The organism is Flavobacterium frigoris (genome assembly GCF_900111075.1).
Lineage (GTDB): Bacteria > Bacteroidota > Bacteroidia > Flavobacteriales > Flavobacteriaceae > Flavobacterium > Flavobacterium frigoris.
Window position 1 is genome coordinate 65,571 of record NZ_FOFZ01000007.1, and the last position, 22,712, is coordinate 88,282.

The 22,712-nt window shown below is 32.7% G+C and carries 23 protein-coding genes and 1 tRNA gene; 15 read left to right on the plus strand and 9 right to left on the minus strand.

Annotated features, from left to right (window positions below; translation table 11 throughout):
- Nucleotides 1-29: 29 nt before the first annotated feature.
- Together BMW63_RS10725 and BMW63_RS10730 are read left to right on the plus strand one after the other, a co-directional pair.
- Entirely contained in the window at nt 30-872 is an 843-nt protein-coding gene (locus tag BMW63_RS10725) for a DNA adenine methylase (protein ID WP_074723592.1), read from the plus strand.
- A gap of 276 nt (nt 873-1,148) precedes the next feature.
- On the plus strand, nt 1,149-1,898 hold the full coding sequence (locus BMW63_RS10730) for a tyrosine-type recombinase/integrase (protein ID WP_074723470.1): 750 nt from the start codon (nt 1,149-1,151) through the stop codon (nt 1,896-1,898).
- A gap of 501 nt (nt 1,899-2,399) precedes the next feature.
- On the opposite strand, the gene BMW63_RS10735 is transcribed toward BMW63_RS10730, so the two are convergent.
- Nucleotides 2,400-3,137, minus strand: a complete 738-nt coding sequence (locus BMW63_RS10735; RefSeq protein ID WP_074723471.1) for a phosphatase PAP2 family protein — start codon at nt 3,135-3,137, stop codon at nt 2,400-2,402.
- A 181-nt stretch (nt 3,138-3,318) separates the two neighbouring features.
- Here BMW63_RS10735 and BMW63_RS10740 point away from each other — a divergent pair, with 181 nt between their 5' ends.
- From BMW63_RS10740 to BMW63_RS10770, 7 genes are all read left to right on the plus strand, one after another.
- Nucleotides 3,319-3,999 carry a response regulator transcription factor gene (locus BMW63_RS10740; RefSeq protein WP_074723472.1) on the plus strand — a complete coding sequence of 227 codons (681 nt, stop codon included), beginning with the start codon at nt 3,319-3,321 and terminating at the stop codon, nt 3,997-3,999.
- Nucleotides 3,996-5,264: a sensor histidine kinase gene (locus tag BMW63_RS10745; protein ID WP_074723473.1), complete on the plus strand. Its 1,269-nt coding sequence runs from the start codon at nt 3,996-3,998 to the stop codon at nt 5,262-5,264. The genes BMW63_RS10740 and BMW63_RS10745 overlap by 4 nt, the downstream gene beginning before the upstream one ends.
- 53 nt (nt 5,265-5,317) lie before the next feature.
- Nucleotides 5,318-5,752: a PepSY-like domain-containing protein gene (locus BMW63_RS10750; protein ID WP_074723474.1), complete on the plus strand. Its 435-nt coding sequence runs from the start codon at nt 5,318-5,320 to the stop codon at nt 5,750-5,752.
- A gap of 76 nt (nt 5,753-5,828) precedes the next feature.
- Nucleotides 5,829-7,070 (plus strand): TolC family protein, encoded by a 1,242-nt coding sequence (locus BMW63_RS10755; RefSeq protein WP_074723475.1) that lies wholly within the window; start codon nt 5,829-5,831, stop codon nt 7,068-7,070.
- Entirely contained in the window at nt 7,060-7,989 is a 930-nt protein-coding gene (locus BMW63_RS10760; RefSeq protein ID WP_175460280.1) for an efflux RND transporter periplasmic adaptor subunit, read from the plus strand. The genes BMW63_RS10755 and BMW63_RS10760 overlap by 11 nt, the downstream gene beginning before the upstream one ends.
- Nucleotides 7,989-11,030, plus strand: a complete 3,042-nt coding sequence (locus BMW63_RS10765) for an efflux RND transporter permease subunit (protein ID WP_074723477.1) — start codon at nt 7,989-7,991, stop codon at nt 11,028-11,030. The genes BMW63_RS10760 and BMW63_RS10765 overlap by 1 nt, the downstream gene beginning before the upstream one ends.
- Before the next feature lie 121 nt (nt 11,031-11,151).
- Nucleotides 11,152-11,403, plus strand: a complete 252-nt coding sequence (locus tag BMW63_RS10770) for a hypothetical protein (RefSeq protein WP_074723478.1) — start codon at nt 11,152-11,154, stop codon at nt 11,401-11,403.
- 91 nt (nt 11,404-11,494) lie between these two features.
- Here BMW63_RS10770 and BMW63_RS10775 read toward each other — a convergent pair.
- Nucleotides 11,495-11,568, minus strand: a tRNA-Met gene (locus tag BMW63_RS10775).
- Between the two features lie 155 nt (nt 11,569-11,723).
- On the opposite strand from BMW63_RS10775, the gene BMW63_RS10780 reads away from it, so the two are divergent.
- Nucleotides 11,724-12,116, plus strand: a complete 393-nt coding sequence (locus BMW63_RS10780) for an START-like domain-containing protein (protein ID WP_074723479.1) — start codon at nt 11,724-11,726, stop codon at nt 12,114-12,116.
- Nucleotides 12,117-12,173: 57 nt separating this feature from the next.
- Entirely contained in the window at nt 12,174-13,013 is an 840-nt protein-coding gene (locus BMW63_RS10785) for an aminotransferase class IV (RefSeq protein ID WP_074723480.1), read from the plus strand.
- On the opposite strand, the gene BMW63_RS10790 is transcribed toward BMW63_RS10785, so the two are convergent.
- The 5 genes from BMW63_RS10790 to BMW63_RS10810 all read right to left on the minus strand — a co-directional run bounded on the left by BMW63_RS10790 (nt 13,010) and on the right by BMW63_RS10810 (nt 17,598).
- On the minus strand, nt 13,010-13,570 hold the full coding sequence (locus BMW63_RS10790) for a YqgE/AlgH family protein (RefSeq protein WP_074723481.1): 561 nt from the start codon (nt 13,568-13,570) through the stop codon (nt 13,010-13,012). The genes BMW63_RS10785 and BMW63_RS10790 overlap by 4 nt on opposite strands.
- Before the next feature lie 123 nt (nt 13,571-13,693).
- Complete coding sequence (locus tag BMW63_RS10795; RefSeq protein ID WP_074723482.1) at nt 13,694-13,966, minus strand: HU family DNA-binding protein; 273 nt, start codon at nt 13,964-13,966, stop codon at nt 13,694-13,696.
- A 178-nt stretch (nt 13,967-14,144) separates the two neighbouring features.
- Complete coding sequence (gene fmt, locus BMW63_RS10800) at nt 14,145-15,092, minus strand: methionyl-tRNA formyltransferase (RefSeq protein ID WP_074723483.1); 948 nt, start codon at nt 15,090-15,092, stop codon at nt 14,145-14,147.
- Nucleotides 15,092-16,987: a RecQ family ATP-dependent DNA helicase gene (locus BMW63_RS10805; protein ID WP_074723484.1), complete on the minus strand. Its 1,896-nt coding sequence runs from the start codon at nt 16,985-16,987 to the stop codon at nt 15,092-15,094. Before BMW63_RS10805 ends, fmt begins: the two co-directional genes overlap by 1 nt.
- A gap of 71 nt (nt 16,988-17,058) precedes the next feature.
- Nucleotides 17,059-17,598, minus strand: coding sequence for an AAA family ATPase (locus BMW63_RS10810; RefSeq protein WP_074723485.1), 540 nt, complete (start codon nt 17,596-17,598; stop codon nt 17,059-17,061).
- A gap of 152 nt (nt 17,599-17,750) precedes the next feature.
- Between BMW63_RS10810 and BMW63_RS10815 the strand changes: the two genes are divergently transcribed.
- The 4 genes from BMW63_RS10815 (at nt 17,751) to BMW63_RS10830 (ending at nt 21,138) form a co-directional block, all read left to right on the plus strand.
- Nucleotides 17,751-18,035, plus strand: coding sequence for a DUF493 family protein (locus BMW63_RS10815; RefSeq protein WP_074723486.1), 285 nt, complete (start codon nt 17,751-17,753; stop codon nt 18,033-18,035).
- Between the two features lie 92 nt (nt 18,036-18,127).
- Nucleotides 18,128-18,850, plus strand: coding sequence for a DUF4290 domain-containing protein (locus BMW63_RS10820; RefSeq protein WP_074723487.1), 723 nt, complete (start codon nt 18,128-18,130; stop codon nt 18,848-18,850).
- Between the two features lie 85 nt (nt 18,851-18,935).
- Nucleotides 18,936-20,249 (plus strand): UDP-N-acetylglucosamine 1-carboxyvinyltransferase, encoded by a 1,314-nt coding sequence (murA, locus tag BMW63_RS10825; protein WP_074723488.1) that lies wholly within the window; start codon nt 18,936-18,938, stop codon nt 20,247-20,249.
- Between the two features lie 19 nt (nt 20,250-20,268).
- A complete protein-coding gene (locus BMW63_RS10830) occupies nt 20,269-21,138 on the plus strand; it encodes a cation diffusion facilitator family transporter (RefSeq protein ID WP_074723489.1) in 870 nt (289 codons plus the stop codon).
- Between the two features lie 82 nt (nt 21,139-21,220).
- Here the strand turns inward: BMW63_RS10830 and BMW63_RS10835 are convergent, their stop codons facing one another.
- Both BMW63_RS10835 and BMW63_RS10840 read right to left on the minus strand, forming a co-directional pair.
- Nucleotides 21,221-21,637: a type II 3-dehydroquinate dehydratase gene (locus BMW63_RS10835; protein ID WP_074723490.1), complete on the minus strand. Its 417-nt coding sequence runs from the start codon at nt 21,635-21,637 to the stop codon at nt 21,221-21,223.
- A gap of 75 nt (nt 21,638-21,712) precedes the next feature.
- A complete protein-coding gene (locus BMW63_RS10840; RefSeq protein ID WP_074723491.1) occupies nt 21,713-22,276 on the minus strand; it encodes a porin family protein in 564 nt (187 codons plus the stop codon).
- Nucleotides 22,277-22,712: the final 436 nt, after the last annotated feature.

A 22,712-nucleotide genomic window follows, 5' to 3' on the forward strand; every position in this document is an offset into this window, starting at 1 on the left:
AAACGAATATGAATAAATCAATCAAAAAAATGAAAACAAAGAAATTTACACAGGCTCCGTTGCCATTTATGGGGCAAAAGAGACGCTTTTTAAACCAAGTTAAGACAGTTTTGAGTAACTGCCCGGATAATGCCATATACGTTGACTTGTTCGGCGGTTCAGGCTTATTATCGCATACCGTAAAAAAGCATTATCCTAATGCAATAGTTGTTTATAATGACTATGATAATTATAGATTACGTCTTCAAAATGTAGATTATACGAATAAGTTAATCGCTGATATTAGAGCTATTTTGGTAGATAGTCCAAAGGACAAAAAGATTCAATCAAATGAAAAAAGACTTATTTTAAAACGTGTTTTAACAGAGGAACAAACTATTGGATATGTTGATTATATAACGCTATCTAGTAGTATTTTGTTTAGTATGAAGTACGTTCAAAGCTATAAGGAACTGGAAAAGGAAACGCTTTATAACTGCGTTCGTATGAGTGAATACGTCACTGATGGTTATCTTGATGGTTTAATTGTTGAAAGCGCTGATTATAAAGATTTGTTTGCCAAGTATAAAGATGATAGTAATGTAGTGTTTTTAGTTGACCCTCCATACCTAAGCACTGATGTTGGAACATACAAGAACTACTGGAAACTGAAGGACTACCTTGATGTGCTGGACGTATTAAACGGTACTAACTACTTGTATTTTACATCTAACAAGTCTAATATAATTGAGTTATGTGAGTGGATGGCCAACAAGCCTGCTTTGTACAATCCTTTTGCAGGTTCTACAACCAGTACAGTAAACAATCAAGTGAATTTTAGTGCCAGCTATACCGATATAATGCTGCATAAGGTTAACTATGAATTTAAATAGGTTTTAAACCCTGTTTAAACATATTGCAAAAGCCCTCAAATTCGAGGGCTTTTATTTTGTATTTTTGTTGCCAAACCTGTTTGCGATTTTTGCATATTTGGTTTTGCCGATTATAACCGTAAAGAATTAATACGATTTTGTAAATATTTTGCTAAGACATTAAAGAAAAATAAAAACATTGAGTTAACTAGAATTAAAGATGTTAGTAGGCAAGATGTATCAAATTTTTATTCTTGGGCTGATAACCATTATAATCCGAAAACATTTAATAAATGTTTGAATGGAGTCAAAGGTTTCTTTGATTTTCTCATAGATATTGAAGAAATTGAAATGAAGAATCCTTTTAGAAAATATTCTCGGAAACAGATACAAAAAACAAATATTGATTCTGTTACCAGAGAAGAGTTTATTAAAATTCTTGAGGCAGTAGATACATTTAGTCCTTTTGTTGTTCTTGGGGGTAGAGGAGAGCGGAAAAACATGTTTAAACCGTATTTGAAAGATGGTTTTAGATTGTTTTTGTTAACTGGTGGAAGGCGAGAAGAAATTGTAGATCTGCGTTGGAGTCATATTTATGTATCTGTTAGTGGAGTGAAATTTTTTAGAATCCAAAATTTAAAAGTGGAGCGAAACCTCAATATTGATGGATTATATAAATACATTCCAATAAATTCTGATTTGTTTGACTTACTGGTGGAGATGGGCTATCATGAAAAAAAGCAAACTGACAATTATATTTTATTACCTGAAAGAAAAGTCAAATCAAAAACAATTATGGATTCAATTTCAAAATCCTTTACACATTATAAAAATGGAGCGGGCATTGAAAAAGATATTAGTTTGAAAAGTTTAAGGAAAACATACATTACATGGGTGCATCAAGTAATGCAAAAAGAAACAGGGTTGCTAACTTCACATTCAACTGCAAAAGTATTGGAATCATATTATATAGATCCTCAAATTTTATCGGTAGTTGAAAGGGGGGCTGTCGAAATAAAGATATTTGGACAAAATTCCTCACTCTAATTCCTCACTCCTAATATTTTGAAATGCTTTTTTACTTGATTGAAAGCATAAAAAAACCCTTAAACAATTGCTGTTTAAGGGTTTGTTTTTGTAGCGAGAACGAGATTTGAACTCGTGACCTCATGGTTATGAATTCGATTAAATTTCCTGAAAATTATCGAAAACATCCCCGTTTTACTAGACTTATATCAAAAGTGTGTACGGTATCGTGTACTGATAATATTAAATTTTTAAGCTAAATTAATCAAATTTAATTGGAATTAATAAGTTTATAAACGAATAGTTTTTCATTTACTACTTTATTATATTTAAAAATGTTTTTTGTTTTTATAGGGGTCAAAACAGTAAAGATATAGCTGTTTATTGATTATAGACTTTATCAAACAGGATGAAATCAAAAGTATTTAGTTTAGTAAGTTGTTCCTATTTTAAAATTATATAGATAGAATCAGAAATTTTAATAGTTTTTAAAAAGCATATATCTAAACTTAGATAATCATCTTAAAATCGACCAACTAATCCAATTCCTGTTTGCTTTCCATTATAAAAAGGAGCAATCATAACCGCTGCTTTTGTTTCCTTTTTGAAAAGTAGTTTTTGCATTTTTGGATACAACCAATACGCGGTTTTTGTACATAAAATACCAATTCCTGCACCAGCTGCTACATCAGTTAACCAATGTCGGTCATTATACATCCTAAAGAAACCGGTACCTGTAGCTACGATATAGCCTGAAATACCGTACCAAATAGAAACATCTTTATATTCTTGCCAAAGAAATTCGGCACCTGCAAACGCCGTTGCTGTATGACCAGAAGGAAAGGAATTAAATGAGGAGCCATCTGGACGTTGTACGTGAGTGATGTTTTTTAATGGTAGCGTTGTGGCTGCGACTAATAGATAGGATGTAGTCAAAATTAGAGTTCGGTCTTTAAAATTACTTTTACCTTTTATCCCTATTGCGTTTAAACCATAAACTGTAGCTGCCGGTAGGTATTGGGTAAAATCATCAATCGTTATTTTGTGATCAATGTTTTCAGTAACTTCTTCTTTAATCTCTGTATTTAAATTTTTAATCGCATCACTCTCAATACCAATTACCCCATAACCAATAAGCACTGTAGGAATAATTAATGCTTTATAAGAGATTTTTTTAGTGATAATAGAATCATTTTTAATTTCCTGCGCAAAGATTGATTGACAGTATATTAATGCTAATAAAAGGAATTTGGGATTCATTTTTTTAAATTAAGGCGGTTACATTTTTTATTGTTTACGATAAGAAGTTTTTCATTGTAAATAATTAATGCTCAAATATCAATTTCAAATCTGTAGTAAATCTGTATTTTTGAAAGACGATAGATTTAGAATAGATTTACGTGCTACTTTTACTTTCGAATTATTTACTTAAACTTAATTTATGAAAATCTTAGTTGTTGAAGATGAAATAGAAATGCAAAAAAGTATCACTCAATACTTAGAGCTTGAAAAGAATATAGTTGAGGTCGCGAATGATTTTAATAGTGCGTACGAAAAAATGCAAGTATATGAATACGATTGTGTTTTATTAGATATTACTTTGCCTAATGGCAATGGTTTAGATTTAATAAAAACCATTAAAAACAGCAGGCCAAAAACAGGAATTATTATTATTTCTGCCAAAAATTCATTCGACGATAAAATAGATGGATTGAATTTAGGAGCTGATGATTACTTGCCAAAACCCTTCCATTTACCCGAACTAAATGCTCGGATAAAAGCTTTGATTAGACGCAATAATTTTGATGGAGTTGATGTAATTATTATCAACGAAATCACTTTATATCCAGACGAAAGAAAAGTCTTGATTAACAACAATCCGATTAATTTAACTTCAAAAGAGTTTGATTTATTAGTGTATTTTATTGCCAATAAAAACAGGGTTATTCAAAAAAATGCCTTGGTAGAACACCTATGGGGAGATAGTGCGGATCAATTTGATAATTTTGATTTCATCTACAATCACGTAAAAAATCTTAGAAAGAAACTGCTCGCGGCCCATTGTAATGACTACATTCAATCCATATATGGCATAGGCTATACTTTTAAAACAGAACTATGAAGCTACTAACAAAAACAAGCCGATATTATATCCTTTATACCATTCCGGTAATTTTATTTTCTGCCATCTTTATCTATTTTTTTCTTCTAAATGAAATTGGAGAAAGTAATGAATCTATTTTGTTAACGAGAGTTAAAGTAATTGAAAATTACATCGCAAAAGGAAATACAACTGTTTTAAATGTATTTGAAGTTAATAATGAGGTTTATATAAAAGAAATTGAAAAGGATCGCATTATTCCACAAACGATAAAGGATACTTTGATGTATTCTGAGATTGAAAAAGAATATATTTCGAGTAAAATGATAGAAAAAAACGCTATCGTACAGGGGAAGAATTATCAGATTAAAGTTTGGAAGAGTACGATAGAATATGATGAATTAGTAGAAGTAGTCTCGGTCGTGTTTATTGTTATGTTGCTTGTGCTTTTTTTAGTGACAGCATATATAAATAGTAGAATTTCCAAGCTCATTTGGACACCATTTAAGAACACCTTAGATTATATTAAGGATTTTAGTGTGAATACAACGGACTATAAAAAATTAGAATCAAATGAAATTACGGAGTTTAGCGAACTAAATTCTTCTATAAATCACATGACTTCAAAAATGATTAGTGATTATAAGAACCAGAAAAAATTTGCAGAAAATGCTTCGCATGAATTTCAAACTCCATTAGCCATAATTACGGGTAAAATAGATTTACTACTTCAAGAAAACACGTTGAATGAAGAAACGATGAAGTTGCTAGTTTCTATTGAAGAGGCAACAAGCCGTTTGAGTCGAATAAATAAATCATTGTTATTGCTTTCTAAAATAGAAAACCAACAGTACGAAAAAACAGATACCGTTGAACTATTTCCTTTAATTGAAAAAGTGAAAGCCTTAAATGAAGATTTTATTTTGGATAAAAAACTACAGTTTGTTTGTGAAACGACTATGGATTTGTCTTTTAGAATTAATTCAGAATTGTGTTTTGTTTTAATTAATAATTTAATTCAAAATGCGATAAGGCATAATGTTAAGAATGGAAAAATCACTATTTCGATAAAAGAGGAAACGCTACTTATAAGCAATACGGGTACATTAGAACCGTTAGATGAAGTTAGTGTTTTTGAACGATTTGAAAAAAAATCTTCTAATGCCAATTCTATAGGTTTAGGATTAGCGATAGTGAAAGAAATTGCAGAAGCAAATTCGATTACAGTTTTATATAAATATGAAAACAATGAACATGTTTTTTCTTTAAGTCAGCTTAAAAAATAGATTTGAAATAGATTCATGATAGATATTTGTTTAATAATTTAAAAACAGCAATCATGAAAAATGTAATTTTATTTGCCGCTATAGCAATAAGTGCGATAGGTTGTGCACAATCCAAAGGTAACAAAGAAGTACCTAAAGTGGTTAAAGAAGCTTTCCAGAAAGAGTATCCAAATGCGAAAGTAGACTGGGATATTGAAAAGGACGGTTTTGAAGCAGAGTTTAAGATGAACGGTAAAGAAGCTTCAGCAAACTATGATAAATTAGGTCATAAACTTGCCACAGAAATTGAAATCAAAGAAACTGAAATGCCTGCAAAAGCCTTAACGTATGTTTCAACGACTTATCCTAATAAAAAAATCAAAGAAACTGCTAAAATTACAGATGACAAAAATGTAGTTACCTATGAAGCGGAGGTTAAAATTGATGGGAAAAACAGTGATTTAATTTTTGATGCTTCTGGGAAATTCTTAAAACTGAATAAAGACTAATAGTCAGAAATAACTAGTTGTGTTTACTATTAGAACATCTTTTAAATAAGATGTTCTAATTTTTTATCTTTAGCCTATGCGAATTCTTTTACTCTTTATTACGACACTTGTTTCATTTGCTTCTTTTTCACAAAAAAGAGAGGTGAATTTTTTTATCGAAAAAGCACTTTTGAATACGGCTTTGTTAGACGATTTGAATAATCAATCCAGTTCTTTGTCAATAGATAGCTTATTGTATAAAGCCAATTTAAAGCCACAATTAAATGCAAACCTATTTGCTAATTATGCGCCAGTGATAAATAATTATGGGTATGATACTGCGATTAGTAACGGACAAAATGTTAGTGGTTTAGTGAGCTTTTCGCAAAAGATATTTGGCAAAAGCCAAAAAAACAATCAGCTTGGTGCTATCACTTTATTAAAAGGTAAAATTGACATTAATAAGAAAATCACGAAAAATGATATTACTAAAGCGATTCGTTTGCAATATATCGTTGCGTTTTCTGATAACAATCAATTTTTAAACCTTCAAAAACAGTTTGGTCTATTGAATTCTGAATTGGAAATTCTTAAAAAGTTTACTCAAAAATCCATCTATAAACAAACCGATTATCTGCTTTTTTTATCTACAGTAAAACAGCAAGAATTAATCCTGCTTCAGATGAAATACCAATTTGAAAATGATTTAGGAATACTAAATTATTTATCTGGAACAAACGAAAAACCAACAATTATATTAATCGAACCCCAAATTGAATTGAAGCAACTCGTCAATTCAGAGCATTCTATTTACAATCAGCAATTTGAAATTGATAGTTTGAGTATCGAAAATCAAAAACATAATATTGCAAATAATTACAAACCATCATTACTATTGTTAGCAGATGCCGGTTACAATTCTACTTTAACGGGTCAATATTATAAGAATTTTGGAAATAGTGTTGGTGTTAATCTCTCAATTCCTATTTATGATGGAAATCAAAGAAAACTGCAAATCACTAAAAACAAGTTAGCTTCAGAAACTAATTCTGCCTATAAAAAGCAATTTGAAAGACAGTTTAAACAACAGCAGGAACAGTTAGTGTTGAAATTAAGTCAGAACGAAATGATTAATGAACAACTACAAACTCAGTTAAAGATTAACAAAACGCTACTCGATGCTTTTAATAAATTATTGGTCACTGGAAATGCAATTATCCCAGATTTTGTTATTGCATTGGGGAATTCACTGTCAATTACAAATGCGATTGCTCAAAACAATACAGAACGCCTGCTGTTAATTAATGAACTTAATTATTGGAATACAAATGAAAAATAAGATAACGATACCCTTTATAATTGTATTATTTGTAATGCTTTTACAGTCTTGTAAAAAACAAGAAGCGGCAACTACGGAAACGGAAACTATTATTCCAGTAACGGTAACAACTATTGACACGACTGGAATTGATGATTATGAAGAAGTTTCTGGAACGGTTTCTTATATAGTTAAAACACCTATAAAATCAATCATTACGGGTTATATAACAGCGGTTAATGCAAAAACGAATGACAAAGTTGCAAAAGGAAAGCGTTTGTTTTCGATAAAAACAAAAGAAGCAATTGCCCTGGGAAATGATGTAAATAAATTAGATCCTAAATTAAATTTTGGTAGTGCAGTTTCAATTCCATCAAGTTCCACTGGGTTTATTACTGCGGTTAATGTAGAAAACGGTAACTATGTTCAAGAAGGAGATGTATTGGCCATTATTAATGATTCTAATAATTATGGAGTTGTAATAAATGTTCCTTTCGAATTAAAAAAACACATTGCTATCAATCAACAGTTATCGATTTACTTACCAGACGGAACCTCTATTTCAGCAACAGTGAAGCAATTTATTCCTGCTGTAGATGCCAGTTCGCAGATGCAAAGTGTATTTTTAAAAATGAATTCAAATGAGGTTTTACCTGAAAATTTGATCGTTTCGGTACGTATTCCAAAATCGAATAAATCGAATATTATTACATTACCAAAGGCGGCTATTTTAAGTAATGAAATAGAAACGAACTATTGGGTTATGTTGCTTAAAAATGATTCTACTGCTATTAAAGTTCCAGTTCAAATTGGGATAAAAAACCAAGAAAGAACAGAAATAATTTCCCCGAAATTTAAAGCAACAGATAAAATAGTCACTTCTGGAAACTATGGAGTAGGAGATACTATCAAAGTGAAAATTATAAAAAGTGCCAAATAATGAATAATTTTTTTGTAAAACATAAAAGTGGTTTAAGCACTTTAATTTTCTTGGTATTATTGGGAGGGATTTTTGCGTACTCTAGAATGCAAACCAGTTTATTTCCAGAAATTACTTTTCCTAAAATAAAAGTCATAGCCGATGCAGGGCAGCAACCTGTAGATAAAATGATGGTTACCGTGACTAAACCATTAGAAAATGCGATAAAGAAAATTCCAAATCTAAAAACGGTTCGTAGCACAACTAGTAGAGGAAGTTGCGAAATTTCGGCTTTTGTAGATTGGAAATCTGATTTAGATGTTAGTAAACAACAAATCGAATCTAGAATTAATCAGATTAGAACTGATTTGCCAGCAGGTATTCAAATAACAGTAGAAAAGATGAATCCGTCTATTCTTCCCGTTATCGGTTACGCACTGGAAAGCACAAATAAATCACCTATTGAATTAAAAAAAATAGCCAACTTTACGATAAAACCTTTTCTCTCGCAAGTAGATGGAGTAAGCGAAGTTAGGGTGATAGGTGGAAAAGAAAAAGAATACTGGATTGAGCTTAATCAGAGTAAAATGGTTGCTTATGGCATCACTCCAGAGGCCGTTTCTCAGGTTTTAAGCCAAACGAATTTTATTACTTCTAATGGGTATTTGTCAGACAATCGCTTTTTATATTTAACCTTAACAGATGCTCAGATTACCACCAAATCAGATTTAGAGAATCTAGTAGTTGTAAACAACGGGAAAGGGATCAGAACACTAAAAGATATTGCAACGGTAGCCATTGAAGAAGCTAAAGAATATATTAAGGTAAATGCTAACGGAAAAGAAAGTGTCTTAATTGCAATCATAAAACAACCCAGTGCCAATTTGATTACCATGTCAGCGGACATGGATGCAAAGTTGAAAGAACTGCGAAAAATAATTCCAAAGGATATAAAAATCAAACCCTATTATGAGCAATCCAGTTTTGTGGGCGACGCCGTAAAAAGCGTTACAGATAGTTTATTAATTGGATTATTTTTAGCAATCATTGTGGCTATTTTATTTTTAAAATCGGTTAAAGCAAGTGCTACTATTTTAATTGTTATTCCGGTAACACTTTGTGCTACTTTGCTAGTTTTATATTTTACAGGACAAACCTTTAATATCATGACGCTGGGTGCAATCGCAGCCGCTTTAGGTCTTATTATTGATGATGCGATCGTGGTTGTGGAGCAAATTCACAGAACCCATGAGGAACATCCTGATGAACCCACGACAGCATTATTACAGAAAGCAATTCACTATCTCTTTCCTGCCATGGTAGGTTCGTCTTTATGTACCATTGTTATTTTTCTTCCTTTTGCATTAATGAGCGGAGTTGCCGGTGCTTATTTTAAAGTGCTAACGGATACAATGATTATCACATTAATTTGTTCGTTTTTTGTAACGTGGATTTTATTACCAGTTGTTTATTTGTTGCTTACGAAGAAAGAGAGCAACGCTTCTGAAGTAAAATCAACAATGGAACATCACGAAGTTAAAAGTCAAAATTGGGTGGCTTATTTTATTGAAAAACCGTTATTGAGTTTTGCTTTTTGCGGACTTTTGATTATTTCAATAATTTTAATTTTGCCCCGATTAGAAACTGGATTTTTACCAGAGATGGACGAAGGAAGTATTGTTTTAGATTATGAATCACCACCAGGAACTTCATTAGAAGAAACGGATCGAATGTTAATTGAGGTAGAGAAAATAATACATACTATTCCAGAAGTAGAAGCTTATAGCAGAAGAACAGGGACACAAATGGGCTTTTTTATTACGGAACCCAATAGAGGTGATTATTTAATTCAGCTAAAAAAAGACCGGTCAAAAACAAGTAATGATGTTATCGATGAAATTAGATTAAAAGTAGAAACTTCACAGCCTGCACTTCGAATCGATTTTGGTCAAGTGATTGGCGATATGTTGGGAGATTTAATGAGTTCTGTTTCGCCTATTGAGGTAAAAGTTTTTGGAAACAATCAACAAGAATTGCAAAAAATCGCAAAACAAGTAGCTCAAATTGTCGAAAAAACAGAAGGTACCGCTGATGTATTTGATGGGATTGTTTACGCCGGGCCATCGATTAGTATTACGCCTAATTACAATCAATTATCTCAATACGGCATTACTCCAGCTAATTTGCAATTTCAATTACAAACGTTGTTAGAAGGGAATGTGATTGGTTCTATTTTAGAGTTGGATAAAGCAGTACCGATACGTATGATTTACCCCAATACTCAAAATAGAAATTTAGAAGAGATTAGAAAGATTTTTATTTTTTTACCAAATGGAAAATCAATTCCAATAACTAATCTAGTTACTATTTCGATTTCAAAGGGAATTGCTGAAATAGAACGCGAAAATTTACAGATGATGTGCGTTGTTACCGGAAGGCTAGACAATAAAGATTTAGGTACGGTGATGCAAAATATTAAAAAGGAAGTATCTAGCAAAGTTACTCTCCCGAGTGGCTATTATATTGATTATGCTGGAGCTTACAAAGACCAACAACAATCGTTTAAGGAATTATTGCTTATTTTGATGGCTTCGTGTTTATTAGTTTTTGGCGTTTTGTTATTTCTGTTTCGAAATCTAAAAGTGGCTTTCATCCTGCTTTTTATTTCAGTTTTGGGTATTGCAGGAAGTTATTTATTATTGTTTTTGACACACACACCATTAAATGTTGGTAGCTATACAGGATTGATTATGATTGTTGGAATTATCAGTGAAAATGCTATTTTTACGTATTTACAATTTAAAGAAACCTTCCTTAATTCGAATAATAAAAAGCAATCGTTGGTCTATGCGATTTCAACACGTTTAAGACCTAAATTAATGACTGCTTTAGGAGCCATTATTGCGTTATTGCCTTTAGCGATTGGTATAGGTACAGGTTCAGAATTGCATCAACCTTTAGCAATTGCAGTAATAGGTGGTTTTCTAATCGCGATGCCTTTACTTTTAATAGTATTACCAAGTTTATTGTTTTATATCAAAGTCGATGATGAGATTCTCTAATGATTTTTTTAAGTATACAATTGTCTTTACGTATTATTCGCATGGAACGTAGTCTATAAATCACTGTTGAGTTCCATCTTATTAATTATTTATGTTTTGATAATTAAAATCAAAAACAATTATGGATTCAATTTCAAAATCTTTTACACATTATAAAAATGGAGTGGGCATTGAAAAAGATATTAATTTGAAAAGTTTAAGGAAAACATACATTACATGGGTGCATCAAGTAATGCAAAAAGAAACAGGGTTGCTAACTTCACATTCGACTGCAAAAGTATTGGAATCATATTATATAGATCCTCAAATTTTATCGGTAGTTGAAAGGGGGGCTGTCGAAATAAAGATATTTGGACAAAATTCCTCACTCTAATTCCTCACTCCTAATATTTTGAAATGCTTTTTTACTTAATTGAAAATATAAAAAAACCCTTAAACAATTGCTGTTTAAGGGTTTGTTTTTGTAGCGAGAACGAGATTTGAACTCGTGACCTCAGGGTTATGAATCCTGCGCTCTAACCGACTGAGCTACCTCGCCAAAAGGGTAATGTGCAGCCATCCCTGATTGCGGGTGCAAATATATAAATAATTTTAAAGCAAGCAAGTATAAATCAAAGAAAAAAAAATATTTTTAAAAACGTTTTTTTTATGGCATTATATTCTATATATTCGAAAAAAATATAAATGTAGCTCATGGATTTAAAAGTACGTTACGAAATAGAGTTCCCCATAAACTCTTCTCCTCAATTGTTATATCAATATATTTCGACTCCATCAGGATTGTCGGAATGGTTTGCGGATAATGTAAATTCACGAGGTGAGTTTTTTACGTTTATATGGAATGATTCTGAGGAAAAAGCTAGGCTTGCTTCAAAGAAATCAGGCGAAAAAGTAAAATTCAAATGGGTGGATGGCGACGGTAAAGATACCGAGTACTTTTTTGAACTTCATATTTTAGTTGATGAGCTAACTAAAGATGTTTCATTAATGGTAGTTGATTTTGCTGAAAAAGAGGAGATTGATGAAGCATCACAACTGTGGGAAAATCAAATATCAGACCTTAAACATCTAATTGGATCTGTATAGTAAAAGTGTATATATTATAGCTTACATTTGCCCTAAACTAAATTTAGGGCTTTTTTTATGATTAATTTTAATGGAACTATTGTGTCTCAGGACAGCAATATATTGACACAGAATCGTGCTTTTTTATATGGCGATGCCGTTTTTGAAACGGTTAAAATCGTAAATTCTAAAATTCTTTTTTTAGAAGACCATTATTTTAGGTTAATGGCGTCCATGCGTGTCGTTAGAATGGAAATACCTATGAATTTCACTATGGAGTACCTTGAAGGGCAAATTCTCTCTTTAGCAACTAATAATTCGTTGTCAAACTCCTCTCGAGCCAGAATTACTGTTTTCAGGAATGATGGCGGGTATTATTTGCCTCAAATTAATACAGTTTCTTTTTTAATCCATACTATAGGTATGGAAGACTTCTTATATTCATTCAATCAGGAGAAGTATGAGGTAGATTTGTTTAAAGATTTTTATGTGACGAAGCAATTACTGTCTTCCATAAAAACGACAAATAAAATTCTAAATATTACGGCCAGTATTTTTGCTAGTGAAAATGGATATGACAATTGTTTGTTGTTAAACGATAGTAAGAATGTTGTGGAAGCAATTCAAGGTAATCTATTCATGTTAACCGGTAACAAATTGATTACTCCTCCGGTTTCTGAAGGCTGTTTGAATGGTGTGATGAGAAAACAGATGTTAGAATTCGCTAAAAAAATGGTCAACTTGGAGGTGGTAGAAGAAGCAATCTCTCCATTCGACTTACAAAAAGCAGACGAATTGTTTATCACAAACGTGATAAAAGGAATACAACCTATAACCAAATACAGAAAAAAAGAGTTCGATATTGTCCTAGCTAAAGTATTATTGGAAAAATTAAACGAAGTGGTAAGTGCTACTTAGTTTAAATAGGGGTTTTCAGGTGCGTTAGACCAGATCATGTAGTCGCCACCTAATTCTAAGATTTGTTCTTTCCAGAAATGTGCAGAGGACTTTCCTATGATTTTATTTTTATAACTATTGGGAGCAACAATCCATGAGTTTGATATCATTTCCAACTCCAATTGATTTTCTTCCCATCCCGTGTAACCTAAAAAGAAACGGATATTATTTTTGTTTATTTTTCCGTTATTGATTAGTGATTTTGTAGATTCAAAATCACCACCCCAATAGATTCCATTAGAAATTTCTATACTATTTGGTATCAGTTCTGGGATATTGTGGATAAAATAAAGGTTGTCCTGTTCTACAGGGCCTCCATTATAGATTTTAAAAGAGGCGTTAATCTCTGGCAGTAGATCATTGATAGTGTATTTCAATGGTTTGTTTATTATAAAACCTACTGATCCTTCTTTATCGTGGTCCGCTAATAAAATGACAGATCTATTGAATGATAGATCTCCAATTATAGAAGGCTCTGCTATAAGTAGTTGTCCTTTTATTAGTTTTTCTGAAATCATAATACCGTAATTTTTTTAATAAATTTAAGAAAAAATAACAGAAATAACCAAATAAAATCGTTTAAAGGCAAAAAAAAACCCTCCATCAGGAAGGTTTTGTATATTAGGTTTGAAAACTTACAATTAGTTTACTGCACCTTCTAATTCTGCACCGGCTTTGAATTTTACAACATTCTTAGCTGCGATTTGAATAGTTTTTCCTGTTTGAGGATTTCTACCGTCTCTTGCTGCTCTTGCTGAAACTGACCATGATCCGAAACCTACTAGAGATACTCTACCACCTGCTTTCAAAGTTCCACTTACATTTCCTAAAAATGACTCTAAAGCTAATTTTGCAGCTGCTTTTGTGATTCCTGCATCAGCAGCGATAGCATCGATTAATTCTGATTTGTTCATAATAATAGTTATTAATTGTTGGTTATAAAAAATTGTTAATACACAAATTTAGCAGGAAATCCCTTCCTCGCAAGCGTTTTGGTGGATTTTAGTCCGTTTTGTTAATAACTTATTTTTTTTGTTCATAAAACCTCTGTTATTTGTGGTGATTTGTAAAAAACACCCTGTTTTATTGAGGTTAATAGACTTTTGCGTCGGCAGAAAACGTAATCCCATTTAGGAATTCGGGTGTTGTCATCTTCTTTTTACCAGGAAACTGTAAATTTAGAACCTGAATAAACCCATTTTCTACTGCAATTTTCATTTCTTTTTTGGTACAAACCATTATGCCTGTATCTAAACCATGATTTTCATGTACTATTTTAGCATCATAGATTTTCACATTCCATTCTTCCTTTTTATCTGAAAAAATGCACCAGGCGGCTGGGTATGGACTCAATCCTCTTATCAGGTTGTTAATCTCTGAAGCTGATTTTGTCCAATCGATTTTGCAGTTTTCTTTATTTAGTTTAAATGCGGATTTGATGTCAGAGGAATCTGTTTGAATCGTAGTTGTTATATTTCCTTTTTCAATTAGTTCCAAAGTACTTATTACGGTTTCACTGCCTAAGTGCATTAAACGGTCGTGCAAGTGTCCTGCGTTTTCAATCGGGTCAATCTCAATTTCTGAGCTCATAATCATCGCGCCAGTGTCAATCTTGTCGTCAATGAAAAAAGTAGTGACTCCTGTTTTTGTTTCTCCATTTATTATAGCCCAGTTTATAGGTGCGGCACCACGATAATTGGGGAGGAGTGATGCGTGAAGATTGAAGGTGCCTAAGTCAGGCATTTCCCAAACTACTTTTGGTAACATTCTAAAGGCAACAACAATTTGTAAATTCGCATTCAGAGATTTTAGTTCCTCTAAAAAAGATTCCTCTTTAAGGTTTGTCGGCTGTAATAGTCTTAAATTGTTAGCTAAGGCATATTCCTTTACTGCTGAATATTTTAATTTTTGGCCGCGGCCTGCTGGTTTATCGGCGGCGGTAATGACCCCGACAACTGTATAATTGTTTTTGATTATAGTATCCAAAATGCCAACGGCAAATTCTGGTGTTCCCATAAATACGATTCTTAATTTTTCCATTATAGTTTTAAGGTATATTTATTATTTGATTTTATCAATATGCGTTCGCTCTCTAATAGTTGCCGCAACGCAAAGATAATATCGTCTGACTTTTTATTTGTTTTATTTTCGATCTCTCTCGAATTTAAATCCTCGATGTTTAATAACGTTATTATTTCTTGTGAAAGACTGAAACTGTCTGTTTTCTTATTTTTTTTAGTAATGCAATACGAGCATATGCCACAATCAGTATCCGTTTTTTCGCCAAAATAGCTCAGGATCAATTTGCTTTTACAAACCTTTTGTTCACTAATATAATGCAATACCGATTTAAGTTGGTCTTTTTTCAGTTGATTTTGGTTTTCTAAATATTTAGAAACTCTAGAAATCGTTCTTTCATCTTCCCTTATTTCATTAAAAATCAAGGTAGCGTCATTATTTTTTGACTGGTAATCAACAATATCTTTTTCTTTTAATTTTTGCAAAACTGCCAGTACTTGAGCTTCAGTATGTTTTGATTTTTTTGCTATTAATTGTAAATTAAATGCGGTTTGCGTATCATAAATTCCAGCATAGGTTCTAAGGATGGCTAGAATGATTTCCTCGTCGTTGCGATTCAAACTCATATAACGAATTAGTTCTTTGGAAGGAATAATGAACTGCAACATTATTTTTTCTGAAAATTCTTGTGACAGCGTTATAATTCCTTGTCTGTCTAAAAATTGCATGGCATTGTACGTTTTTAGAACGGGAAACTTATATTTTAAACAAAAATGATTTAAATTAAACGAAAATCGTTCGTTAATTCCTTCTCCATATGCAATCTGGAAAAAATTACAAAGTTTATTATACATTTCGTTCAGAAACTTTTTGTCAGGTAGAATTTGGATAAACTGGTTTTCGGCCTGTTTAATATCCGAAGGGTTTGTGAGTAGCACGGCAAATGCTTTTTCGCCATTTCTACCAGATCGTCCTGCTTCCTGATAGTAATTTTCAAGATTTTCTGGTAGTTGAATATGAATTACTGTCTTGACGTCTGCTTTATCGATTCCCATCCCAAATGCATTTGTAGCGACAATAACTTGTGCTTTGTCTTCCATCCAAAGCTGCATATTCTTGTCCTTCTCTCTTGAGGTCAGTCCGCCGTGATAATAAGTGGCTTTAAATCCTAAGGATTGCAATTGTGATGAAATTTCGATACAGGATTTTCTGTTTCGAACATAGATTATTGAGGATTGCGGATTTTTCTTTAGAATTTGCTCGATTCGAAAGAGTTTGTCCTCCACTTCAAAAACCATATAAGCTATATTTTTCCTTGCAAATGATTTTTCAAAAAGCTGCGGTTCTTCTAAACCGAGTTCGTTGATGATATCTTCTTTAACTTTAGGTGTCGCGGTTGCGGTTAAAGCCAAAAAAGGAACATTAGGAAAATGTGTTTTTAAGTTGGAAATTTTTAAGTAGGCTGGGCGAAAATCATGTCCCCATTGCGATACACAATGTGCCTCATCAATGGTTATCAAATTGATTGGGAGATTTTTTATTCTGTCCAAAATCCAATCTGATTGCAAGCGTTCAGGAGATAAATAGAGAAATTTATAATTCCCAAATTGACAATTATCTAACAGGTCAATCATTTCGTCTGATTTTATTCCGCCTGTCAATGCGATTGCTTTGATGTTTCGCTTTTGCAAATTGGCAACCTGATCTTTCATTAAAGCCACCAAAGGAGAAACTACTAAACAAATCCCTTCGTTCATCATCGCAGGAATCTGAAAGCATACTGATTTTCCTCCGCCAGTTGGCATCAAGGCAAAGGTATCCTTGCCGCTTAAAACGGAATCAATGATTTCATTTTGTAACGACCTAAAGGAATCGTGTTTCCAGTATTTTTTTAGGATTTGTAATGCTTGTGACATCAATTATGAATTTTGATTACAAATTTCGAATTATAAATCAATGATTCATAGTTCCTGACTCAAACAACTAATTACTTAGAAATTTCATCTAATATAAAAAGAATTCTGTTATCTATAGTGTCTTTGGGAACTTCTGTAAGAGAATAACCATAGCCTTCGTAGGTTTCTATCAGATGATTTTGAATCAATTTAGCTTGTTCGTAGTTTTCATAGCGGGCTTCATCACTCACGTAAATTTCTTCCCAGGGAGGAAGAATGAAAATTTTACTATAAACGTGCTCTTTGCAAATCGCATCAAAAGAAGCAGGGTAACTGTCTCCAATATAATGCATGTATGCCAAAACATCAGGAATTCCACGGTCAATAAAAACAACATCATGCGGTTCATTCTGTGCATCAACGAATTGTTTTTTTCTTCCTTCAAGAAGTAGTTCGCTGAACAATAATGGCTTTTCGAGAAATAATTGCTCGATACCTTGTTTTTTTGCCTCTAAGGTTACCTCTCTGGAAATTTCTGGGTAACAACAAAAGCCTTTGCCTATTAATCCATCGATAATAGTACTTTTTCCTGTTCCCGGACCTCCGATAATTACTATGATTTCTTTCTGCACTTTTTGGAAATAAGGCGCAAAAGTACTTAAACTTATTGGAAATCGAAAAAATCATTACCATTAAAATAATAGTTTTCGGGAAAATTTAATAATTGATAATTCGTAATTTGCATTTGAAACCGTATATTTGCTATTATTTTTTTAAATATAAAATGGATAAAAACACCGAAGAGTTTTATACTAGATTAAAAGTAGAGTTGGATATGAGTAATACCTGGCCTGCTTTATATTTGTTTAAATTTATTGTGCCTTCTGAAAATGATAACATTGTTCGAGTAGAACAGGCTTTTGACTGTATGGGCGCCGTTATTAAAACGACAAAATCCAAAACAGGAAAATTCACCAGTATATCAGTTGATGTTCAGGTTAAGGATTCTCAAGAAGTAGTTGATAAATACCTGGAAGTTTCCACAATTAAGGGTATCGTTTCCTTATAAATAGGAAAAGGACTGTTTAAAGCAAACGCAAATACTTAATTTGTCCGTTCTTTATATCAGGCTGTAACATAGATTCAAAATTAAATTCACTTATGAATTCAAAATACCAAAAAGAAATCGCGAACGATGTCGTTCATCATTTAGAATATAATGCAGAGAGATCGCATCTAATTATTCCTGAATATGGTCGTCATCTGCAAAAACTTATTGAGCAGGCAACTGCAATCGAGGATGCCGAAGAGCGAAATAAAGCCGCAAAGTACATCATTCAAGTAATGGGTAGCTTGAATCCTCATCTGCGTGACGTATTAGATTTTCAACATAAATTATGGGATCAACTTTTTATTATGTCTGATTTTAAATTAGATGTAGAGTCGCCGTACCCAATACCGTCACGTGAAGTGTTACAACTGAAGCCAGACGTGTTGCAATACCCTCAGAATTTTCCAAAATACAGGTATTATGGTAACAACATTAAGTACATGATTGATGTTGCCAATAAATGGGAAGATGGGGACATGAAAAATGCGCTTGTTAAAGTGATTGCAAATCATATGAAAAAATCCTACTTAAGTTGGAACAAAGACACCGTTAAAGACGATGTTATTTTCGAACATTTATTCGAACTTTCGGATGGTAAATTGAACATGATTCAAAGTACAGAAGAATTGATTAGTACAACGGATTTATTGCGAACGAACAAGCGAATATCTAATAAGATTTTGCCGGTTGGCCAACCAAAAATTCAAAGTAATAAAAACACAAAAACGGGCAAATCAAAAACATATACAAAAAACAATAATAATCAGAAATAGTGATGCTTTAAATAGGATACGGGATTAATTCTCTAAATATTTCCGTTTCAGTTTTAATGTATCGCGCAAATCTTACTACAATCATATGGGAATTTTCAAAATAGAAGGAGGCATTCGACTAAAAGGAGAAATCACTCCACAAGGGGCAAAAAATGAAGCATTACAAATTTTATGTGCAGTTCTTTTAACTCCTGAAAAAGTAACAATCAACAATATTCCAGATATTATTGATATCAATAAATTGACAACACTTTTAGGGAATTTAGGTGTAAAAATCCAAAAAAATGGTCCTGGTTCTTATACTTTTCAAGCTGACGATGTTAATGTTGACTATCTTGAAACAGAGGCATTCAAGAAAGAAGGAGGATCACTACGTGGTTCTATTATGATTGTTGGTCCATTTTTAGCTAGATTTGGAAAAGGATACATTCCAAAACCGGGCGGCGATAAAATTGGAAGAAGAAGGCTAGATACACATTTTGAAGGTTTTATTAACTTAGGCGCAAAATTTCGTTACAATAGAGAAGATCATTTTTATGGTGTTGAAGCTCCAGATGGCTTGACGGGAGCTAATATGCTCCTTGACGAAGCTTCTGTAACTGGAACAGCAAATATCGTTATGGCTGCTGTACTGGCAAAAGGAATAACAACGGTTTATAATGCTGCTTGTGAACCTTATTTGCAACAGCTTTGTAAGATGTTAAACTCTATGGGTGCTAAAATTACTGGAGTTGGATCAAACTTATTGACTATTGAAGGCGTTGAAAGCCTTGGTGGATGCGAGCATAGAATTCTCCCTGATATGATTGAAATTGGGAGTTGGATTGGATTAGCCGCAATGACTAAAAGTGAAATTACTATTAAAAACGTCAGTTGGGATAACCTGGGAGTAATTCCAAGTACATTTAGAAAAATTGGTATTACATTAGAACGTAGAGGAGATGATATTTATATCCCGTCGCATAAAAATGGATATGAAATAAAAACAGATATTGACGGTTCTATTCTTACTATTGCCGATGCGCCTTGGCCAGGATTTACTCCTGATTTATTGAGTATTGTTTTGGTTGTGGCAACGCAAGCAAAAGGAGATGTTTTAATACATCAAAAAATGTTTGAAAGCCGATTGTTCTTCGTCGATAAATTAATCGATATGGGTGCAAAAATTATGTTATGTGATCCACATAGAGCGGTAGTTATGGGGCACAATTTTGAATCGCAATTGAAAGCGACAACCATGTCTTCTCCAGATATCCGTGCGGGAATTTCTTTATTGATTGCGGCGCTTTCAGCAAAAGGAACAAGTACGATACAAAACATTGAGCAAATTGATCGTGGTTATGAAAGAATTGACGAACGATTAAGAGCTATAGGCGCAAATATTGTTCGTGTTGAATAAAAAAATGTAACAACAAGTAATGACGAATGAACAAACTGCTGTAAAAGCAACTTATTTTAGTATTATTGGAAATACCTGCTTAGCCCTTATTAAAGGAATGGCAGGTTTTTTTGGCAATTCATATGCCTTGATTGCTGATGCGATTGAGTCCACGACTGATATTTTCGCATCATTTTTAGTATTGTTTGGAATTAAATATTCTAATAGACCAGCAGATAAAAATCATCCATATGGACATGGTCGAGCTGAGCCATTAATCACCTTTATAGTGGTTGGTTTTCTAATTACTTCAGCTACCATTATCGCTTATGAGAGTATTTCAAATATTCAAACAACACATGATTTGCCTAAACCATGGACGCTTTTTGTGCTTGGAGCAATAATTATTTGGAAAGAATATTCTTTTCGGTTGGTTATGAAAAGGAGTATAGAAACCAATAGCTCGTCATTAAAGGCAGATGCTTGGCACCATAGAAGTGATGCAATTACTTCTGTTGCAGCTTTTGTAGGGATCTCGATCGCTCTATTATTAGGAAAAGGATATGAATCTGCAGATGACTGGGCAGCACTTTTTGCTTCAGGATTTATTCTGTTTAATGCGTATCTTATTTTTAGACCGGCACTTGGGGAAATTATGGATGAACATGTATATGATGATCTAATTGAGAAGATTAGAGAAGTGTCGCATCAAGTGGAAGGAATTATTGATACTGAAAAATGTTTCATTAGAAAAGCAGGTATGAAATACCATGTAGATTTGCATGCAATTGTAAATGCTACAATTACTGTAAAAGAAGGGCATGATTTAGCGCATAAATTAAAAGATACCTTGCGGGAAAAATTACCCGAACTGGGTCATGTTTTAATACATGTCGAGCCTCATAAGTAGCGTTTAAAAGAGAAAAATAAAAAAAGGAGTCGGATTTTAACCCGACTCCTTTTTTTGTTCTGTGCTGTCCTGAAAACAACAACTATTTTATAAATGATACTATTGCCAATTCGTAGCTTTGTAATCCAAACCCTAGGATAACTCCTTTAGCATTCCCTGAAATATAAGATTGATGTCTAAAACTTTCACGCGAATAGGTATTCGAAATGTGGACTTCAATTACAGCAGTGGTTATCGCTTTCACAGCATCTCCTATGCCTATCGAAGTATGCGTATAGGCGCCTGCGTTTAAAATAATTCCGTCATAGGTAAAACCATATTCTTGGATTTTATCAATCAATTCTCCTTCAATATTACTTTGGAAATAGCTGAATGCTATAGTTGGGAATTTTATTTGTAAAGAGGTAAAATACTCTTCAAAAGTTGTGCTTCCGTATACTTCAGGTTCCCGTTTTCCTAGAAGGTTGAGGTTTGGGCCATTGATTATGCAAATTTTCATAGTTGCTGTTTTTGTAAAAATAAAAAAACCGTTCCAATTAAAGAACGGTTTTAATAAAATTAGTGTTTTATTCTTCTAGAAAAGGAATCCAGCAGAGACTTGAACTACTGAGTTTTTTACTTGTGCATCCTTAGAGGCATCTGTTAACCCTAAACTGTAACGGCCTTGAAGGAAGAAATTCTTAGTGATTTTGAAACCAAGTCCAGCATTAGCAGCAAAATCAAATGTAGTAGCATTGTTGACGTCAAAATTATTTCTTTCGCTTAATAAGAAAGAAGCCTGCGGGCCTAGTTCTAGGCTAACCACTTTATTCAAATAAATTTTGGCCATAACTGGAACTGATAGATAGCCCACTTCATTTTTAAAATCATCTACAGCATTTTTATAAGTTGCTCCCACTGTAGAGTAAAGTACCTCAGGTTGTATCGAGAAACTGTCTGCGAGTTTTATTTCGGCTACTAAACCAGCGTGATAACTTGTAATGGCAGAGGTTTGATAGTTATTACTATTTATGGTGATATCTGAGCCATTTTGATTGGCATAGTTTAATCCACCTTTAATTCCTATTTTCACTAATTGTGCCTGAACGGAAGCAGACATAGCAAGTAACGCTACGACAGCTAAGATTGTTTTTTTCATAAAATGGTATTTAAGTAATAATTTGTAATTTGAAGTTTCAATTTATAACACTTTAATAGTATAAATATTGCCCTTCACTTTTCTTTAATTTTTTTGTTGTTATAACAATGTCCGTAATTCAAATATGGTGCCGTAAATTTTAAATGGTTGTTATTGCTTATTGCAGGAATCAAAAAGAGCAGCGGATTGATTGTATCTAATGTTGTAATTGTATGAGTATACTTTTGTACAAACTATACTATTCGTATAAACCTGATGTTAGAAATGTCTTATGACCTTCTTAGCTTAGTGGCAAAGAACTCTATTTTGTGGGGAATAAGAGTGTGAAAATTCTATGTTTCAAGTTTCCTTAAGCTGAGAATTGTATTTTTAGGTTCTAAAAAACAAAATTAAAATAAGTTAAAACTTGTTAAATTAATCAATTTTAATTTATAAT

What these genes read in the sequence shown, in the direction of transcription:
- BMW63_RS10725 (WP_074723592.1), top strand. Translation starts at nt 30, where the DNA reads ATGAAAACAAAGAAATTTACACAGGCTCCGTTGCCATTTATGGGGCAA.
- BMW63_RS10735 (WP_074723471.1), bottom strand. Translation starts at nt 3,137, where the DNA reads ATGAATCCCAAATTCCTTTTATTAGCATTAATATACTGTCAATCAATC.
- BMW63_RS10740 (WP_074723472.1), top strand. Translation starts at nt 3,319, where the DNA reads ATGAAAATCTTAGTTGTTGAAGATGAAATAGAAATGCAAAAAAGTATC.
- BMW63_RS10745 (WP_074723473.1), top strand. Translation starts at nt 3,996, where the DNA reads ATGAAGCTACTAACAAAAACAAGCCGATATTATATCCTTTATACCATT.
- BMW63_RS10750 (WP_074723474.1), top strand. Translation starts at nt 5,318, where the DNA reads ATGAAAAATGTAATTTTATTTGCCGCTATAGCAATAAGTGCGATAGGT.
- BMW63_RS10755 (WP_074723475.1), top strand. Translation starts at nt 5,829, where the DNA reads ATGCGAATTCTTTTACTCTTTATTACGACACTTGTTTCATTTGCTTCT.
- BMW63_RS10760 (WP_175460280.1), top strand. Translation starts at nt 7,060, where the DNA reads ATGAAAAATAAGATAACGATACCCTTTATAATTGTATTATTTGTAATG.
- BMW63_RS10765 (WP_074723477.1), top strand. Translation starts at nt 7,989, where the DNA reads ATGAATAATTTTTTTGTAAAACATAAAAGTGGTTTAAGCACTTTAATT.
- BMW63_RS10770 (WP_074723478.1), top strand. Translation starts at nt 11,152, where the DNA reads ATGGATTCAATTTCAAAATCTTTTACACATTATAAAAATGGAGTGGGC.
- BMW63_RS10780 (WP_074723479.1), top strand. Translation starts at nt 11,724, where the DNA reads ATGGATTTAAAAGTACGTTACGAAATAGAGTTCCCCATAAACTCTTCT.
- BMW63_RS10785 (WP_074723480.1), top strand. Translation starts at nt 12,174, where the DNA reads ATGATTAATTTTAATGGAACTATTGTGTCTCAGGACAGCAATATATTG.
- BMW63_RS10790 (WP_074723481.1), bottom strand. Translation starts at nt 13,570, where the DNA reads ATGATTTCAGAAAAACTAATAAAAGGACAACTACTTATAGCAGAGCCT.
- BMW63_RS10795 (WP_074723482.1), bottom strand. Translation starts at nt 13,966, where the DNA reads ATGAACAAATCAGAATTAATCGATGCTATCGCTGCTGATGCAGGAATC.
- fmt (WP_074723483.1), bottom strand. Translation starts at nt 15,092, where the DNA reads ATGGAAAAATTAAGAATCGTATTTATGGGAACACCAGAATTTGCCGTT.
- BMW63_RS10805 (WP_074723484.1), bottom strand. Translation starts at nt 16,987, where the DNA reads ATGTCACAAGCATTACAAATCCTAAAAAAATACTGGAAACACGATTCC.
- BMW63_RS10815 (WP_074723486.1), top strand. Translation starts at nt 17,751, where the DNA reads ATGGATAAAAACACCGAAGAGTTTTATACTAGATTAAAAGTAGAGTTG.
- BMW63_RS10820 (WP_074723487.1), top strand. Translation starts at nt 18,128, where the DNA reads ATGAATTCAAAATACCAAAAAGAAATCGCGAACGATGTCGTTCATCAT.
- murA (WP_074723488.1), top strand. Translation starts at nt 18,936, where the DNA reads ATGGGAATTTTCAAAATAGAAGGAGGCATTCGACTAAAAGGAGAAATC.
- BMW63_RS10830 (WP_074723489.1), top strand. Translation starts at nt 20,269, where the DNA reads ATGACGAATGAACAAACTGCTGTAAAAGCAACTTATTTTAGTATTATT.
- BMW63_RS10835 (WP_074723490.1), bottom strand. Translation starts at nt 21,637, where the DNA reads ATGAAAATTTGCATAATCAATGGCCCAAACCTCAACCTTCTAGGAAAA.
- BMW63_RS10840 (WP_074723491.1), bottom strand. Translation starts at nt 22,276, where the DNA reads ATGAAAAAAACAATCTTAGCTGTCGTAGCGTTACTTGCTATGTCTGCT.